Annotated in this window: 13 protein-coding genes; 4 read left to right on the top strand and 9 right to left on the bottom strand. The window is 73.2% G+C overall.

The features are described 5' to 3' along the window. Positions 1-4: 4 nt before the first annotated feature. The 3 genes from KME66_RS19860 to KME66_RS19850 form a co-directional block, all read right to left on the bottom strand. Positions 5-868, bottom strand: coding sequence for an adhesin (locus tag KME66_RS19860; RefSeq protein ID WP_216329489.1), 864 nt, complete (start codon positions 866-868; stop codon positions 5-7). 174 nt (positions 869-1,042) lie between these two features. After that, positions 1,043-3,136 carry an MFS transporter gene (locus KME66_RS19855; protein WP_216324245.1) on the bottom strand — a complete coding sequence of 698 codons (2,094 nt, stop codon included), beginning with the start codon at positions 3,134-3,136 and terminating at the stop codon, positions 1,043-1,045. A gap of 304 nt (positions 3,137-3,440) precedes the next feature. Further along, entirely contained in the window at positions 3,441-6,149 is a 2,709-nt protein-coding gene (locus tag KME66_RS19850) for a serine hydrolase (protein ID WP_216324242.1), read from the bottom strand. Between the two features lie 192 nt (positions 6,150-6,341). On the opposite strand from KME66_RS19850, the gene KME66_RS19845 reads away from it, so the two are divergent. The 3 genes from KME66_RS19845 (at position 6,342) to KME66_RS19835 (ending at position 8,611) form a co-directional block, all read left to right on the top strand. Further along, positions 6,342-7,061, top strand: a complete 720-nt coding sequence (locus KME66_RS19845) for a GPP34 family phosphoprotein (RefSeq protein WP_216324239.1) — start codon at positions 6,342-6,344, stop codon at positions 7,059-7,061. Positions 7,062-7,359: 298 nt separating this feature from the next. Then, positions 7,360-8,217, top strand: a complete 858-nt coding sequence (locus KME66_RS19840; RefSeq protein WP_010064569.1) for a helix-turn-helix transcriptional regulator — start codon at positions 7,360-7,362, stop codon at positions 8,215-8,217. Positions 8,218-8,404: 187 nt separating this feature from the next. Then, entirely contained in the window at positions 8,405-8,611 is a 207-nt protein-coding gene (locus KME66_RS19835; RefSeq protein ID WP_006125325.1) for a DUF397 domain-containing protein, read from the top strand. A 137-nt stretch (positions 8,612-8,748) separates the two neighbouring features. On the opposite strand, the gene KME66_RS19830 is transcribed toward KME66_RS19835, so the two are convergent. Further along, entirely contained in the window at positions 8,749-9,615 is an 867-nt protein-coding gene (locus KME66_RS19830; RefSeq protein ID WP_216324237.1) for a hypothetical protein, read from the bottom strand. 85 nt (positions 9,616-9,700) lie between these two features. Here KME66_RS19830 and KME66_RS19825 point away from each other — a divergent pair, with 85 nt between their 5' ends. Beyond that, entirely contained in the window at positions 9,701-10,483 is a 783-nt protein-coding gene (locus KME66_RS19825; protein ID WP_216324234.1) for an SDR family oxidoreductase, read from the top strand. A 325-nt stretch (positions 10,484-10,808) separates the two neighbouring features. On the opposite strand, the gene KME66_RS19820 is transcribed toward KME66_RS19825, so the two are convergent. The 5 genes from KME66_RS19820 to KME66_RS19800 form a co-directional block, all read right to left on the bottom strand. Beyond that, complete coding sequence (locus tag KME66_RS19820; RefSeq protein WP_073225160.1) at positions 10,809-11,924, bottom strand: ADP-ribosylglycohydrolase family protein; 1,116 nt, start codon at positions 11,922-11,924, stop codon at positions 10,809-10,811. A 185-nt stretch (positions 11,925-12,109) separates the two neighbouring features. Beyond that, positions 12,110-12,844 (bottom strand): hypothetical protein, encoded by a 735-nt coding sequence (locus KME66_RS19815; RefSeq protein ID WP_216324231.1) that lies wholly within the window; start codon positions 12,842-12,844, stop codon positions 12,110-12,112. A gap of 175 nt (positions 12,845-13,019) precedes the next feature. Further along, positions 13,020-15,443: a tetratricopeptide repeat protein gene (locus KME66_RS19810; protein WP_216324228.1), complete on the bottom strand. Its 2,424-nt coding sequence runs from the start codon at positions 15,441-15,443 to the stop codon at positions 13,020-13,022. A gap of 81 nt (positions 15,444-15,524) precedes the next feature. Further along, positions 15,525-16,349, bottom strand: coding sequence for an NPP1 family protein (locus KME66_RS19805; RefSeq protein ID WP_073225154.1), 825 nt, complete (start codon positions 16,347-16,349; stop codon positions 15,525-15,527). Positions 16,350-16,545: 196 nt separating this feature from the next. Next, complete coding sequence (locus KME66_RS19800) at positions 16,546-17,217, bottom strand: trans-aconitate 2-methyltransferase (RefSeq protein ID WP_216324225.1); 672 nt, start codon at positions 17,215-17,217, stop codon at positions 16,546-16,548. Positions 17,218-17,320: the final 103 nt, after the last annotated feature.

Here is a 17,320-nt window from a genome sequence, read left to right as displayed (position 1 = left end):
CGGCTCAGTGGCAGGACGCCCTCATCTGCGCCGCCGCGTGATGCGCGCCGACCCGTCGCGCGTCGCCCCAGTCCCGGCCCCGGTCGATGAGCTGGACGGCGAAGACGTCCCCCTTGACCGGGTAGCTGCGCACCGGCACCTCGCTGCCCCGGTGTTCCGTCTGGAGCACCGCGAAACCCGTGTACGCGGAGTCCGCGTCGTCCGGGTCCGACAGCACCCGGTAGACGGTCGGCTCCCCCGCCGCGTCGCGGGGGCGGCCGCTGTCGGGCACGAAGACGGTCAGCGCGCACGCGCTGAAGCCCCGGCCCAGGTGCCAGGACCAGGTGGCCGTGGAACCGCGGTCCTCGGTCGGGCTGCCCGACATCGGGATCGCGCTGAACCGGCCGTCACACCCGTCGCCGTCGAAGCCGCCGTTCTCGACCGTGTACCAGCCGGCGTCCCCGCTCTCGAACCGGCCGCGCTCCTCGTACGTCCCCGTGGCACAGCCGGGACCCGCCCACTGCGTGAAGCGGCCGCCGTCCACCGGAGGCTCCGACGAGGTCTGCGAGGGTGCGGGGGCGTCCGTCGCCGTGCCGGGGCCGGGGCCGGGGACGATCCTCGTGGGGGCCGCGCCGCCGATCCGGTCGGGGACCGCGCCCGCCCGGCCCGCCGTGTCCGTCCGGCCGCCGCCCACACTCCCGCCGCCCGGCACCAGCAGCAGGGCGACGGTGACCAGCCCTGCGGCCGCCACCACGGCGCCCGCCGCGAGCAGGGCCCTGCGGCGGCGCGGCAGCGTGGAGAGGCGGCCCGTCAGCGTCTCGCGGGCGACCCAGGAACCGTCCGCCCCCGCCGTGCGGGACGCGCCCGCCCCGCAGCCGGGGCAGATCATTCCGGGCAGCGGCCCCCGGCGCCCTCCGCCGCAGTACTGGCACGTCGTGGCGTTCATGGCCGGACAGCTTGCCAGTGCGACGCCCGCGAAGGGAGATCCCGCACCCGGTGGCCCGTACACGGGACAGCCGCGAACGGGCCGGAGGAGCATCCGCGAACAGCGGAGGAGGACCGGTCAGCTCAGCTCTTCCGGGCAGGGTGTGCCCGGCTGGAGCTGGTAGGGGGCCGCCAGCCGGTACACGCCCGGCCGCGGCGCGAGGAGTTCGGTCCACTCGTCGCCGTACGGACCCTCCTCGACCTTGTTCAGGCAGCCGTGGGTGTTGATGTACGTCTTCGGCGCGGTCTCGTCCAGCTGCGACCGCTCCTTCGACTCCTCGGTCTCCACCGGGCGTTCCACGCTCTTCCCGTCCTCGTCGACGAGCGCGAGCCAGCGGGTGTACGGGATCCGGATCAGCACCCGGCCCGCCGACTTCACCGTGATCGTCAGCTCGTCCGCGCCCGCCCGCTCCACCGTCGCCGGCGGGTCGGCCATCGGCACGGGGTCCAGCACCGCGAAGAGCTTCCAGTTCGCGTCGCCCCAGATCTGGCGCAGGTACGGCTGCCCCTGCTCGACCAGTTCCGCCTCCTGGACCGCCCCGTTGTCCGGCCGGTCCTTGGGCAGCACCACGTAGTGCACGGCCCAGCGGTCCAGCCACTCCCGGTAGTTCACCGGGTCGAGCGTGTCGTCGTAGAAGAGCGGGTTGCGCTTCATGTCCGCCTGGCGGTTCCAGCCGCGTGCCAGGTTGACGTAGGGGGCGAGCGCCGACGATTCGCGGTGGCTGCTCGCGGGCACCACCTCGACCCGGCCGCGCTCCGCCTTCACCTGCTGGAGCTGGTGGATCAGCGGGGCCAGTTCGCGGTTCCAGGACGCGGCGGGCGCGGTCCGGACGATGTCGTCGACGCCCTTGAAGCCGATCCAGAAGTTGAGGCCCACGAAGGCGAGGACCAGGGCGTACCAGCGGCGGCTGCGCGGCACGGTGTACGGCAGCGCGGCGAGCAGTGCCACCCCGGCGAACAGCATCGCCATGCGCGTGATGTTCGAGCCGATCTGCGAGTCGATGACGTACGTGAGCAGCGTCCCGAGCCCGTAGACGGCGGCGGCCGTGCGGACCGTGCTCCAGTCGCGGGGAACGAGGACGAAGACCAGCACCGCGAAGAGGAACGGCAGCGAGAGCGTCCCGAGGGACATCGGCTGCGTACCCGAGAACGGGAACAGCCAGGCGGAGAGCCCGACCACGGCCACCGGGGCGAGCCCCACGGCGTACGCGCCGGGGCGCCGCTTGTGCAGGAACAGCGCCGCCGCGACGACGCCCAGGAAGAGTCCGGCGACCGGGCTGGACGCGGTCGCGATCCCGGCGAGCGGGGCGGCGACGGCGGCCTTGGCCCATCGCTTGTACCGCCACCGGTGGGGCCAGCAGAACACCGCGGCCACCGAGCCGACGGCGAACATCATGCCGAGCCCGAACGTCACCCGGCCCGAGAGCGCGTTGCACAGGAACGCGAAGACCCCGGCGAGCGAGCAGGCCAGCGGATTACGGACGGCGGGGACCCGCACGAGGATCAGCGCGGTCAGCCCCGAGGAGACCGTACCGACGATCATCATCGTGGTACGGACGCCGAGCAGGGACATCAGGTAGGGCGAGACCACGCTGTACGAGACCGGGTGCATGCCCCCGTACCAGGCCAGGTTGTACGCGGTGCCGGGGTGCCGGCCGACGAACTCGGCCCAGGCGTCCTGCGCGGCGATGTCGCCGCCGGTGTTGGCGAAGAAGAAGAACCAGAGGAGGTGGAGCACGGCGGCGGCCGCGGTCGCGATGGTGACGGGGTGGCGCAGCAGCCGGCGGGCTCGGGCCCGCGATGTCTCGGCGGACTCGCTGGACCCGGCGGTCTCGCTGGACACGCTGGACCCGGCGGTCTTGGCGGACTCGCTGGACCCGGTGGGCTCGCTGGACTCACCGGCCGGGGCGGACCCGGTGGGCTCGGTGGTCCGGGTTGCCTCGGCGGACCCGACGGACCCGACGGACCCGACGGTCTCGGCGGACCCGACGGCCTCGGCGGACCCGACGGTCTCGGCGGGCCGATCGGAGAAGCCCGCGGCGGAGCTCTCGGCGGAATTCTCGGTGGGGGGCTCCGGAACGCGGGGGGACGGCACGCGCGGGGCCAGGGCGTCGCCCCCGGCACCGGTGGTCCCGTCCGCCTCGCGGCCGGGTTTCGGCTCCGCGGTGGTCACTACGGCTCTCCCCGTCCTCCGCCGGCCCCGACCTCTGCGTACCTGTTGGTACGTCCTCAAGGACGCGTCCCGGCATCCTTGAGTTGTCCGGGGACGCTAACACGTACCTTCGGCACACTTCTCCGTCATCAGCGGCACGGGGACGGTGGCCGCCGCCGGGACGGTGACCGGCGGCGGGGCGGCCCCACCGCCACCGGCCCGTAGCCCCGTCGACCCGGCGCCCACCGTCCCGCGACCGGCGTCCCGGCGACCGGCGTCCCGACGCGCACTGCCCCGGCGCCCCGGCGCCCCGGAGCCGCGGCGGTCAGCCGATCCTGGTCAGCTTGTCGCCGAAGGCCGCCTCGGGCAGATCGCTCTGCAGGACCACCGGCGCCGTGACCTTTCCGGTGCCGGTGCCCACGGTCACCGAGCCGACCTCGGTTCCGGCCTTCGCGGCGTGGCCGATGCTCTCGCCGTTGTCCGTGACCTCGAGCTCGACCTTCAGACCGGCCCAGCCGACCGCCTTGAGGTTCTTGGTGGCGACCACCGGGGCCTGCCCGCCGAATCCGTTGTCCACGTACCCGACGACATCGCCCTTCTTCACCACCGTCGCCGAGGTGGGTGCCTCCTGCGCGTCCTTGATCAGCTTCAGGCTGTTCTGGAGGGAGAGCTCCAGGCTGTCGTAGACCCGGCCGGTCCCCGCCTGCTGGCCCATCACCGCCCCGTAGATCCACAGCAGCTTGCCGTCGACCTTGGTGTTCGCGGACCAGAGCAGATTGCCGCCCGCCGGGGTGGAGGACCCGGTCTTGATGCCGCTGACGCCCGGCTGGAGCAGGATGTTGTTGTTGTTGTAGATCTTTCCGTCTATGCCGTCGATCTCGACCTCGGGCATGTCCACGATCTCCCGGAAGACCTCGTTGCGCATGACCGCCTGCGCCAGCTTCAGCTGGTCGGTGGCGGTCGAGACGGTGGTCTCCTTGAGCCCGCTCGGGTCCGTGTACGTCGACCCCGTCATGCCGAGATCCTCGGCCGCGTCGTTCATCTTGTCGATGAACTTGTCCTCGGAACCGGCGTCCCAGCGGGCGAGCAGCCGCGCCGCGTTGTTCCCCGAGGGGATCATCAGCAGCTGGAGCAGCTGGCGCTGGGTCAGCTCCTGTCCCTTGGTCAGCGGGGCCGTCGACTCGTCGGGCCGCTTGGACTCGTCCTCCGCCTGCTGGTCGACGGTGATCTTCTCGCCTCCCTCGTCGCCCTTGAGGGGGTGCTCCTGAAGGATCACGTAGGCGGTCATGACCTTCGCGACGCTGGCGATCGGGGCCGGCTTCTGCGCGCCCTCGGTACCGAGCGACCCGACGCCGTCCACCATCACGGCCGACTGCCCCTGGCCCGGCCAGGACAGGTCCGTCCCGCCGCCCTCGAAGGTGTACGTCGGCTTCGCCGTGAGCTCCAGCGAGGGCTCCGGAAGCGGGCGCATCACCTGCACGATCGCAAAGACGATCAGCAGGAGGAGCACCAGCGGGGTCCAGATCTTGACGCGTCGCACGGCGGTCCGGACCGGGGTCTCCGGCGGCGGAGGCGTGTTCGTCAGCTCGGCCAGCAGGTCGAGCGGCGGCTTCGGCGGCAGCGGCTGCTGCCGGGTCCGCTCCGCCTTCGCCCATGACGGCACGGCGGCCCCCGGTGAGGCCGGAGAGCCGGCTTCCGGAGTACGCGCCGACGCCCCGGACCCGGCTGCGGACCCGGCCGACGCCCCGGCCTCCGGCTTGCGGGGCGCGGGGGCGGTCCGTCCGTCGTCGGAGCGCAGCGGAACGAAGGTGCTGGTGCTCTCGGTCTCGCTCTCGGGCTTGGCACCGGCCCCGCCCTTGCTCGTGCCTGCCGGCTTGCCGTCGGGCTCGCTCTCCGGCGTGCCCCCGGGCTTGCCCGTGCGGGACGGGAGCTTCAGCGCGGTCGTCGCCTGGTCGACCCGGTCGGCCGGCTTGACCGCCGTGAAGACGGCGGTGGGCTGATCGATTCCTCGCAGGTCGGACGTGGCGCCGGCAGCCGGCTCGGCGTCGGAGTCCGACGCGGGTGCGCTCTCGGCTCCGGCGTCGGACGCCTCACCGTGCGCGGTACCGGACGCCTTACCTCGCTCGGCGGAGGACGTCTCGTCCCGCTCGGCGGCGGACGTCTTGCCCCGCTCGGCACCGGCCTTCGGCCCCTCGACGGCCTTCGGCTCCGGACCGGAACCAGGCTCCGGCTTCGGCTCCGACGCGTCACGCCGCCCGGCCTTCGCCCCCGGCTCCGACGCGGAACCGGCCTCGGACCCCGGCTTCGACTCCGGCCCCGGCCCCGGCTCCGGCTTCGTGGCGGGCTCGCTACCGGCGTCCTCCGCGCCCCGCGCCCCCTCCGTCTCCGTCTCCGTCTTCGGTTCGTCCTCGGCCGCGGCGTCGACCCAGGCGGCCACGGCGGCACGCAGCCGACCGTCCCCCTCCTCCTCCCGGGCCTCAGGCTTCCCAGGCTCGGGCTCGTCCCCCGGACCCTGCGCAGGAGTGCCGACCGCGGAGGAACCGACCGCAGAGGTCACGGGCTCGGAGGTACCGGGCTCGGAGGTCACGGGCGCCGAGGCACCGGCCGACGGATCGGCCGACGTCTCCGCGCCCCTCTCCTCCGCCCCGGGCGCCTCCGTGTCCGGCTCTGTGCGGCCCTTCACGGCGTCCGCGGCCCGTGAAGGCGTGCCAGAGCCGCCGGAGGCCGCGGAGGCCGTCACAGGCGCGCTCCCGGAGTCGGGCTCGGCGTCACTCCCGGGCGCGGCCCCGGGCTCGGGAGCGTTCTCCCGCCGGGCAGCGTCCTCCGGCAGCCGGGGACGGAACACCGCGGTCGCCGTGTCGGACACGGCTTCCGAGTCCGCACCCGCACCCGTGCCCGTACGGGCCTCCGCACCGGCCTCCGTGTCCGCGTCCGCGCCGGGATCACGGAAGACGGCGAAGCGCGGGTCGCGTTCCTCCGGAGCCGTCCCCGACGACTTCTGCTGCTCCGTTTTGTCGGGGGACTCGCCCGCCACCGATGCCTCCTCATGCGCTGCGGGGCCACCCCGCGCTGTCCGAACCATCTACCAGTGTCCTGTGTGAACCCCTGGCCGAGGTGCTAGACGAGAACGACATACCTACTGGTTCCCGTACAAAGCGGCCAGGCACTCTCGACAGATGAATGTGAGAGGGGTCACCCTGTCAGACATCCACGCGGGGAGGCATGGATGGGCAGGAGCCGCAGAACAATCCCGGAGGAGCTTCTGTTGCTCGCTCTGGACCCGGCCACGGGTACCACAGCGCAGCCGCAGTCGCTCGACCTCGGCCTGGCCGGGGCACAGCTAGTGGAGCTGGCTCTGGCAGGACGGATAGCCCCTGACGGGGATCGTATCGCCGTGGTGATGCCACGGCCGACAGGAGATCCGACTCTGGACTCCGCACTGGAGCTGCTGCGCCGTCGTGGCAGCCCGGTCCGGGCGGTCCACTGGATCGGCGGGCCCCGGCTGGGGCTGCGCCAGATCTATCTCGCGCATCTGGAGCGGTGCGGCATGGTGCATGCCGTGGCGGGCCAGATGTGCGGGGTGCTGCCGACGACGCGCTACCAGGCGACGGAGACGGCGATCAGCCGGGACATCAGGAACCGGCTGGACAATGCGATCCGCACCGGCGTACCGCCGGACCCGCGGACCGCGGCGCTCGCCGCGCTGGCCCACGCGGTCGGACTCGGCAAGCACCTGTATCCCGGGAACGAGGGGCGCTCGTCGCGCTCCCGCCTCCGGGATCTGATCAGGCACGACCCGATGGGCGGACTCGTGGCGCACGCCGTGATGGACGTCCAGAACGGAGTGGCGGTCCAGCCACGCCGTTCGCAGCAGGCAGCAGGCGTTCCGTTGCAGCCGCAAGCACAGACCCGTCGCGGGAGCATGGCGCACACCGCCGCGAGCTGACCGCACGGACCCGGTGCACCACGGCAACAGCCGGGGGCAGCGGGGAACAGCCTGGAACAACAGCACACCGCCGTACCGTCGTCAGTCGTCACAGGACCCGGTCCGGGAGCCGCACCACGCACGGGGCAGCCGGTAGTCACCATCACCGGCTGCCCCGCGCGCGTGCGCGCCGCCCCGTGCGCCGATGCGCACGCCCCCGGGCTCCGCGTGTGGCCATTTCCCAGCGCGGCCGGGGCAAGGGGTGGCAATCTGCTGAGCAGTAGATACGCACAGCTACATAGCCGGAGGTGCCGTTTCCGTGCCGTCCAACGTCAATCCCACTGTCAGGCGACGCAGGTTGGGCCAGGAATTGCGCCGCCTGCGCGAACTCAAAGGCATGACGGCCGAGGAAGTGGCGGAGCGGCTGCTGGTCTCGCAGTCGAAGATCAGCCGCCTGGAGAACGGCCGCCGCTCCATCAGCCAGCGCGACGTGCGTGATCTCTGCGGGGTGTACGAGGTCGAGGACCACCGCATCGTCGACTCGCTGATGCAGATGGCGAAGGACTCGCGCCAGCAGGGCTGGTGGCACGCCTTCGGCGACATCCCGTACAGCGTCTACATCGGCCTGGAGACCGACGCGGAGTCGCTGCGCGTGTACGAGCCCCAGATGGTTCCGGGACTGCTCCAGACCCGGGCGTACGCCGAGGCGCTGATCAGCGGCGCGCTGCCCGAGGCCCCGCCGTCGGACATCGAGAAGCGCGTCAACGTACGGTCGCGCCGGCAGGACCGGGTCAACGCGCCGGAGAACCCGCTGCGGCTGTGGGCCGTGATCGACGAGTCGGCGCTGCGCCGGGTGGTCGGCGACAAGCAGGTGATGATCGACCAGCTGGAACACCTCGTCGAGCAGTCGCACCTGCCGCACGTCACCGTGCAGGTCCTGCCGTTCGACATGGGCGCGCACCCGGGCATCAACGGCCAGTACGCGATCCTGGAGTTCCCGGACGCCGCCGACTCCAGCGTCGTCTACATCGAGGGCGTCACGAGCGACCTCTACCTGGAGAAGGCGAACGACGTGCAGCGCTACAGCGTGATGTACGAGCACCTGCGGGCGCAGGCGCTGAACGTGGAGCAGACCCGGGAGTTCATCAGCAAGATCGCCAAGTCGTACACCAGCTGAATCCGGACAGTGGAGCGAGAGGCGGCGGAATTTTACACCGCCGCCCAGGCAAAGCAGCAGGCCTTCCAGGGAAAGACCATCCGGTCGAGTGAACGGCCATCTCATGGACGGAGCTTGGCGAGTAGCGTCGATCACGCCAATCGGAATCAGGTTGGTGCGACTCCCAACTCTCTGAACCGGAGTGAACATGGCAATTCTTCAGGGTGCTACGGACCAGTGGACGAAGTCGTCGTACTCCGGGGGCAACGGCGCGTGCGTCGAGGTCAAGTCCCCGGTGGCGCTGTCCATCGCCGTGCGTGACTCGAAGGCCCCCGAGGGCCCCTCGCTCACCTTCGTCCCCGGTGCGTGGAACGCGTTCGTGCGCGATGTCGCCACGGGCTCGATCAACGCCTGATCAGCCGACACCGTTCCCGTATCGCCGCACCACCGCGCTATCGCACCACCCGCACCACCCGCACCACCTGATGGAGCCCTCTCGACCGGTTCGCCGTCCTGGCCGAGGGGGCTCGGCATGGTCCGGACGATCCGGCGTCACCGCAGCCGGTCGACGTAGCGGTCCGTCCCCGGCACGGTCGGCACGAACGGGGCGACCAGCTCGACCCGCCCCTGGCCGGCCTCCGCGAGCGCGGCGTCGAGGCCGGTGAAGTGCTCCGCCCAGCAGCTCCCCGGGTCCTCCTGGAGGAACCACAGCAGCGTCAGCCGGGTGTCGACCCCCTCGACCTGCTTCACATACGTCATCCGGTCGCCCGGCAGCGGCGTCGGCCGGAACACGGTGACCATCGCCGCGGGCGACCCCTTCAGCCGCTTCGGGAGATGGCGCGAACGCAGCCACTCCAGCAACTCCGCCCGCTGTTCGGGCCCATCGGTGTCGACGACCTGGAGGACGAGGCCCGCGTACGGGTGGTCGAGGGCGTGGAAGTCCCGGGGGCCGGCGGCCCCGTCGCGGTAGACGGTGGCCTCGTGGTCCTGGAACGCCGTGAAGACGTGGGTCCGGTCCTGGTAGACCCGGCCGTCCCGGTTCAGCCGCCGGTTGATCGCGACGGTCCACTTCATGTGGTCGTCGTAGCGCCCCTCGGTCACCCAGTACGTCGACAGATAGCACCCCGCGCCCACCGGCCGGGCGACCGCCGACTTCTCCGGGTAGCGCAGCTCCTGGAGGTCCTTGGTGGCGACCCAGCGGCGTCCCGCGAAGATCCACGGCATGGCCGTCGCACCCGCGTAGTAGTGGTCGTCCTCGTACCAGCGGTTGTAGGCGTACTCATGCCCCGGATGCGGTTCGACCAGGGTGATCAGCGCGTGCCCGGGGCGGACCCCGTACGGCCCCGTCCCCGCCAGCTCCGCGTACCGCTCGCTGCCCGTTCCGGCGGGCCCGCCTCCCGTTCCGGCGTCGTCGCTCATCGGGCCTCCCCTCCCCTTCCATCGGATCCCGGTCACCTCTACCCTGACGGACCGTCAGGTCAACTGCCAGAGCCGGGAGGCGCCGATGTCGCTCACGGGGAAGACCGTCATCGTCTCGGGCGTCGGACCGGGGCTCGGGCACCGGGTCGCGGAGACCGTCGTCCGCGACGGCGGACGCGCGGTGCTCGGCGCGCGTACGGCGGAGAATCTGGCCAGGTCGGCCACCGGGATCGACCCGGAAGGCGGCCGCACGGCCTTCCTGCCCACCGACATCACCGACGAGGCGCAGTGCGAGGCGCTGGCCGCGCTGGCGCTGGAGCGGTTCGGGAGAATCGACGCGGTGGTGCATGTCGCCGCCTGGGACAGCTGCTTCGGCGGGCTCCAGGACGCGGACTTCACCACCTGGCAGTCGGTCATCGACGTGAACCTCCTGGGGACGCTCCGGATGACCCGGGCCTGCCTGCCCGCGCTCAAGGAGCGGGGCGGCTCGGTGGTGGTGATCGGCACGCAGTCCGCGGTGGCCGCGCCCTCCGAGGTGCGGCAGGCGGCGTACGCGGCGTCCAAGGGGGCGCTCACCTCGGCGATGTACTCGCTGGCGCGGGAGCTGGGGCCCGACCGGATCCGGGTCAACACGGTGCTGCCGGGCTGGATGTGGGGGCCGCCGGTGCAGGCGTACGTGCAGTTCACCGCGGACTCCGAGGGCGTACCGGAGTCCGCGGTGCTGGCCCGGCTCACCGAGCGGATGGCGCTGCCCGAGCTGGCCACGGACGGGGACGTGGCGGAGGCCGTCGCCTTCCTGGCCTCCGACCGGGCGCGGGCGATCACCGGCCAGTCGCTGCTGGTCAACGCGGGCGAGCTGATGCGCTGACGGAGCCGTACCCGCGGCCGGCCCGCGACGCCGGTCGACCGGACTGCCGAGAGCGGGGCACCACTCCGGTACCCGGGGTCCGTACCGCCCCCGCCGTGCGGGCCCCAGCCGCCCCGGCCGTACCAGCCGCGCGGACAACGGGCCGTCCGGGGCGGTGGCGCCGGTCCCGGTCCGCTCGCCGATGGCCGATGGCTGATGGCTGACGGCTGACGGCTGACGGCTGACGGCTGACGGCTGACGGCTGACGGCTGATCGTCTCAGCGGCGCGGCTGATACGGCCGCGGTGGTGGCGCAGGTCCCGGTCCCGGTCCGCTGCCCGATGGTCTCAGCCGCGCGGGTAGCGGGCCAGCCACCCCGGGGCGACGGCGGCCGGGCTGTGCAGAGCGGGGCCCTGCGTCATCTCCATCGCGAAGTCGTCGGCCAGTTCGAGGAGAGTGGCCCGCCCCTCCAGCTCCGCGAGCCAGGCCGGCGGCAGCGCGGTCTCCCCGTGCAGGGCGCCCAGCAGCGCCCCGCAGACCGACGCCGTGGCGCGGGAGGGCCCGCTGTGGTTCACCGCGAGCCGCAGCCCGTGCCGGATGTCCTCGCTGACGAGCGCGCAGTACACGGCCACCGCGAGGACCTCCTCCGCGGCGTCGCCCGAGCCCAGCGCCTCGATCAGGGCCGGCCCCGGAATCCCCTGGCGCACCGAGCCGAGAGCCTGACGCAGGGCCTCGGTCACCGGCTCGTGGCCCGGACGTCCGGCGAGGAGGGCCAGCGTGTTCTGGACGGCACCGTCCAGGCTCTCGCCGCGCGCCAGGCCGTGCACCAGTACGGCGAAGGCTCCGGCGGACAGCTGGGCGGCGGGATGGCCGTGGGACTGGGCCGCGCACTCGACGGCGAGCTGGAGCACGAGCCCCGGCTCCCAGCCGACGAGGAGCCCGAAGGGCGCGGACCGGGTGAGCGCGCCCGCGTCCCGGGCGGCGGGGTTCTTGGGCCGGTCGAGGGTGCCCATGACGGTGTCGCCGAACCCGGCCAGGCATTCCCGGGCGGGATCGCGGCGGGCGTAGAGCCACTCCTCGGCGGCCAGCCACCCGTTGTCCGCGCGCCGTTCGTCGGGCCCCCAGTCGTGCTGGGTGGCGGCCCAGCGCAGATGGGCCCGGTGCACGTCGGTGGGCGGGTGCCAGGCGCCGGTGTCGCGGCGGACCTGGGCGCGGATCAGGCCGTCGACGGTGAACAGGGTGAGCTGGGTGAGCGCGGTGACGGCACCGCGTCTGCCGTGCGCGGGGACGTAGTCGACGACCCCTTCGGCCCCGTGGGCGGAGCGGATCTCCTCCAGCACGAGGCCGCTGACCCCGGCACCGAGCGCGTCCCCGACGGCCCCGCCGAGCAGAGCCCCGCGGACCCGGCTGCGGAAGTCCTGCTGCTCGGCCCGGCCCCAGACCGCCGTGGTCCCTGTGCTCACCCCGCCGCCTCCCCGTCACCGCTCCCGGCACCACGTGCTCGCCTGCGCGCGGGGCCCCTGCGGGCGACCGCGCAAGCACTGTAATCGAACGGGAACGGGCGGTAGAGGGGGCGACCGGGGTACGTACGGGTATGTCGACGGACGTCCCGCAGGTCGGTTTTGGGCGGTGGGCGGACGGCCCCGTTCTAGGGCTTCTCCCCCGCCCGGGTTCCTTCGGTCATGCTCCGGCGCTCGTCCTCGCGCGTGATGGGCCCAAGGTCGCGTTCCTGCTCGCCGGCGAGGAAGGGGCTGCCCCCGGTCCCGCCTCCACGTCCCGGGCGCACCTGGGCCGTCGCTGCGGCGAGCACGGCGTCGGCCGACTCCGCCACCGTGCGTCCGCCGGTGTCGACCCGGTCCAGGCCGAGCGCCTCCACCGCGTCCAGCATCAGCGCCTGATACCGGCCGGTGCGCGCCAGAAACCGGTCCATGAGGAACCGCTCCCCTTTTGTCGCCTGCGCGTACCGTCCCGCCGCCCGCACCCGATCACGTACGACCGCGTCGTCGGCAGTGAGCCACACGGCGGCCGTACGGCGGACCGTCAGCCGGGCAACCCACTCTGGCCACAGGGCCGAGCCCTCCAGGACGAGGCCCGGTGCCCCGTACCGCGCATGACCGGTGACCAGGTCTTCGACGCGCGGCCAGAGCCGTTCGTAGTGCGCGAGAACCGAGGTGACGAGCTCGTCGGTGGTCAAGGTCCCGTAGTGCTCGGCAACGTGCGGTGGCACCTCGTGCCCCGGGGTACGCCAGGGCCGTCCCGGATGCCGGGCCAGCCCGTCCGTGGAGCGGTGCTCGAACCCGAGCCTCTCCGCCACGGCCTCGGCGACGGCGGACTTCCCCGTGTTCGAAGTCCCGCCGATCAGCACCACCCTCACCTCGCGCATGCCTCCGACCCTAGGGGGTGTCGGGCCACTGGGCGCGGATCGGCGGGCGGCGTCAGGTCCGGTGCATCGCGATGCACCGGAGAGTCCTCGTAGCGGAGCCGGCAGGGCTTATCGGCAACGCCGCGAGGTGCCGTGCCGGGCGTCGCCCGCCCGCGCGGAATGGGTTCAGACACCCCTAAGGCCCGCCCCCCGCACTCGGTCTGTCCGCCGCCCCCAGCCGCTCCCGCCGCTCCCGGGCCCACGTGTATCCCGGATCCAGCTCCAGGGCCCGGTCCAGGTCCGCCCGTGCCTCGGGCAGGCGTCCCAGGGCTTCCAGGGCGAGGGCCCTGCTGCCGTGGGCCCAGGCGTACTCGGGGTCCAGGGCCAGCGCCCGCCCGTAGCAGGCGAGGGCCTCCTCGTACCGGCCGGTCGCCCGGTACACCTCGCCCCGCTCCCCCTCCGTCCCGGCCCGCCCCGGGTCGAGCTCCTCGGCCCGGTCCAGGTCGGCGAGAGCGCCCACCGGGTCGCCCAGGACCGTGCGGACCCGGGAGCGCCGCACCAGCGCCCAGGCGTACTCCGGCCACAGGGCGATCGCCCGGTCGAAGTCGTCGAGCGCCTCCTCGGACCGGCCCAGGACATGGCGGACCAGGCCCCGGCCGGCGAGCGGCACGGCGTCGGACGGGTCCAGGGCGTGCGCCCGGTCCAGGACGGTCAGGGCCTCCTCCAGGCGGCCCATCCGCCGGTACGTCTCGCCCCGTTCGCGCACCGCCCAGGCCCAGGCGGGCGCGATCTCCTCGGCACGGTCCAGGTCGGCGAGGGCCTCCTCGTACCGGCCGAGCGACCGCAGGATCACCGCCCGGCCCTGGTGGGCGCGTTCGCTGCGCGGGTCGACGGCGACGGCCCGCCCGTGGTCGGACAGCGCGGCCTCCAGCTCCCCGGCCCGGAACCGGTCCCAGGCCCGCGCCACCAGGGCGGCCGCCCGGTCCCGGTCGGTCAGCTCGGCCCGGGTCAGCAGGAGCCCGAGGGCGGCGGTGGGGCGGGGGCCGTGGTCGGTTATGGCCGCGAGCAGGTCCCGGCCCCACTCCCGCAGTACGGCGTCGTCGGCGTCCTCCCCCGCGTCGACCAGGGTCCGGGCCCAGTGCCGGGCACGGGACGGCCGCTGCGCCAGCAGCTCGATCCCGGCACGCAGGGCCTCGGGCAGTGCGGTGCGCGGGCGGGCGCACAACCGGTGGTAGAGCACGTCCAGGGCCGCCCGGCGCCAGGGCTGCTCGGCCCAGAGCCGTTCCGGGTCGATGCCCTCGGCCGCCGCGTCCCGGCGGGCGGCGAAGGCCTCCGCCAGCCGGTCGTGCGCCGCCTTCCACCGCCGGGGAGAACCGGTGCGCTGGAGGCGGAGCATGGGGGCCCGGACGACGGCGTGATAGCGGGACCGCCCGCTGTACGGCTCGGCGACGAAGGGCAGTCCGAGCAGCCAGTCGTAGAGCAAGGGAACGTCGTGCGGCCCGTCCTGCGGTACGGCGACGGCGACCAGGTCCTCGTCGAACCGGCGGGGCAGCGCGCAGGCGAGCGCGGCCGCTCGGCGGACCGGGTCGCTCTCCCCGGCCAGGAAGCGTTCGACGGCCGTCGCGTTGGCCTCACCGGCCGCGCCGGGGTTCGCGGCGAGCGTCGACACCAGGACCGGCAGCCCGCCGGAGAGCCGCAGCACCTCCCGTACGACGGTCTCCGCCACCACGCCCCGCTCGTTGAGGAGTTGGCGCGATTCGGCTTCCGTGAACGGCCCCAGCGGCACGTCGGCGACCAGTCGGCCCCGGTCGCCCCAGTGCGCGGGGTCGAGTCGCCGCCGGCCGGCCAGGGTCAGGACGAGGTTGGCGGGCAGCTCGCCGTACCGCCCGGGGGTGAACAGGTCCGCGAGCCACCGGTCCAGCTGGGGTGCGGTGCGCTCGTAGGTGTCCAGGAACAGGGCGATCCAGGGCACGGCGTCCGCGACCCGGTCCAGCTCGGCGACGAACACCGGGGTGAGGATCTGGACCGGTTCCGCCAGCAGCCGGGCCTCCTCCTGCTGCCGGGCCCGCCCGCCGAACACCGCCCGCAGTCCGCCCGCGCCGCGCGCCACGACCGCCGGGTCGATGCCCCCGGCCAGCGCCCCGACGACCGGTATCGCCCCGGCCGCGAGCAGCCCGGCCTGCGCGGCGGCGAGCGCCCCGGGCGAAGGGCCCCCGGCGGCGGCCTCGTTGTCCGCCGCGAGCCGGCTCGCCGCCTCGTGCAGGGCACGCCGATAGGTGGCGAGCAGCCGGTCGAGCGCCTTGAGCGGATACCCCTGCTCGGCGAACTGCGCGGCGAAGGCCGCGAGTACGTCCGCCACGGAGTCGGCGCTCTCGTCGGCCGCAGCGGACAGCGCGCCGAACTCCCCTGCCGCCTGACGCCATTCGCGTAACAGCGAGGTCTTGCCGACCCCGGCGTTGCCCCGCACGTGAAAGACGAAGCGGTGCCGGGGATCTTCGGGCGGCCGTGTGAAGTTGGCGCGGAAGAGGTCGAGTTCGGCCTCCCTCCCGACGAAGGCGGCACGCCGCCGGCTCTCGACGATCTGCTGGAGGGAGAGGCGGCGGGGGCTGGACGGCGGCATGGGGGTCAGTCTGTCAGCGGCCGTGGTCCTGTGGGAGTCGCCGCCCGCGCACCGTCATGCTCGCCCGGAGGCGACGGGCCCTCAGGCCCAGGGGTCGAAGGGGATTCCGGCCGGCTTGGAGTTGTTGAGGAGGTTGCGGAAGCGGTTGTCCTTGTCGGTCACCTTGATGGTCGCGGCCCCGAAGTCGGCGTTCATGAGCCTGTCGCGCAACTCCGTGCTGGGGAAGCCGTTCCAGTCGACGATCGGCGGGTAGCGCCAGGTGCCGTAGTGGTTCTCCGGCGGCTCGTCGTTGCCGTTGGCGAGGCGGAAGAAGTGCGTGCTGAGGCCGTCCTTGTGATAGACGGCCTTGGGGTGCGAACCGTCGAACCGCACCTGTGAGCGCGGGTAGGTCCGGACGGTGCTGTGCTGGGTGGTCGAGACGTAGTCCACCTGGTTGGAGGCCTGGTTGACCCAGGAGATCACATGCTCGAAGTCGTGCCGGTGGCCGCCGAGTCCACTGCCGTGGACGGCCTGGTCCTTCTCGAAGTAGCTGGCGTAGACGATGCCGCACCAGCCGTTGTTGCACTGGGAGCGGGCGTACGTCTGGGAGTTGTCCAGGTCCCACTGGTCCCGGCAACTGCCGTTGACGGCCCCGGTCGTCCTGAGCCCGGGAGCGAGGGTGCCGTCCGGCCCGATGGCGGGAGTGGCGTAGCAGCCGTCGCCGTCGTAGTCGTAGGCGGGCGAGAAGGTCTGCTCGTAACCGCCGGCGTTCTGGGGGAGATTGCCGGGCGGGTCGGCGTGGGCGGCGGACGCGGTGGCCAGCACGAGGATGCCCGCGGCGGCGAGGGTGGCGGCGGTGCGGGTGGCGCGAGGGAGAATGCCGGTGCGCTTCCGGGGCGCGGGCGGCGGTATCGGCGGAGTTGGCATGGCTTCTCGCTCCTGACTGGTCGTCGGGCCCGTCAACGCGTGACCGTGAGGGCCGGTCCCGCAAGGATTGCCCGGGTCATGACAAGAGGAAACGCCACCCGCGAGTACGGGCCGGGCGGCGCGCTTGCCATCGGGTCCGCTCGACGCCCTCCCGTGCCCGCACGGTCCGCATCCGGTCCGGCTCTGCCCGCGCCCTCTACGGCACGGTGTCGACGCCGGGCTTCCGGGCCAGGAAGCCCGCCACCGGCCGCCTGGCACCCTCCTCGGGTGCTTGCAGCGTCTGCGCCGTGATCGCGAAGCCCGCCCGCTCCAGCAGTCCGGCGATCCGGTCCGCGGGCAGCCGGTAGCTGTCGAAGGGGGCGGGGTCGCCGTCCCCGTAGCCGTACGTACGGCGCTGGCGCCCCTCCTCGCCGACCCGGGTGACGAGGAGCAGGCGGCCGCCGGGAGCCAGCGTCCGGTGGAACTCCCCGTACACCGCCGGAAGTTCCGCCGGAGGCAGGTGGTGCGTGGAGTAGAACGCCAGGACGCCGCCGAGTTCGCCGTCACCGGCCGCCAGTGCGGACATCGACCCCACGTCGAAGCGCAGGTCCGGGTGGGCGGCGCGGGCCAGCGCGATCATCTTCGGTGACAGGTCGACCCCGAACGCGGAGACGCCGAGTCCGGTCAGGTACGCGGTCACCTTGCCGGGCCCGCAGCCCACGTCAGCCGTCGGGCCGAGGCCGGACGATGTCACGAGTTCGGCGAAGGCGGACAGGACGGCACGTGACACCGGGTCCAGCGCGCCGGGGTCCTTCACGCAGCGGGCGTAGTCGGCGGCGACGGTGTCGTACGACTGTCGGATCTCGTTCAGGTGCGAGGGGTCGGTCACCCCGAGACGGTATGCCGACCCGGGACGAGGGCCCAGAGGTGTGACCGAGTTGTGCTGATCCACCTCTCAACGGTTCACCCGTCAAGCAGGTTGCTCACGTGCA

The organism is Streptomyces sp. YPW6, from assembly GCF_018866325.1.
GTDB lineage: Bacteria > Actinomycetota > Actinomycetes > Streptomycetales > Streptomycetaceae > Streptomyces.
Note: the sequence above shows the minus strand (reverse complement) of the source record. Positions and strands in the feature narration are given on the sequence as shown.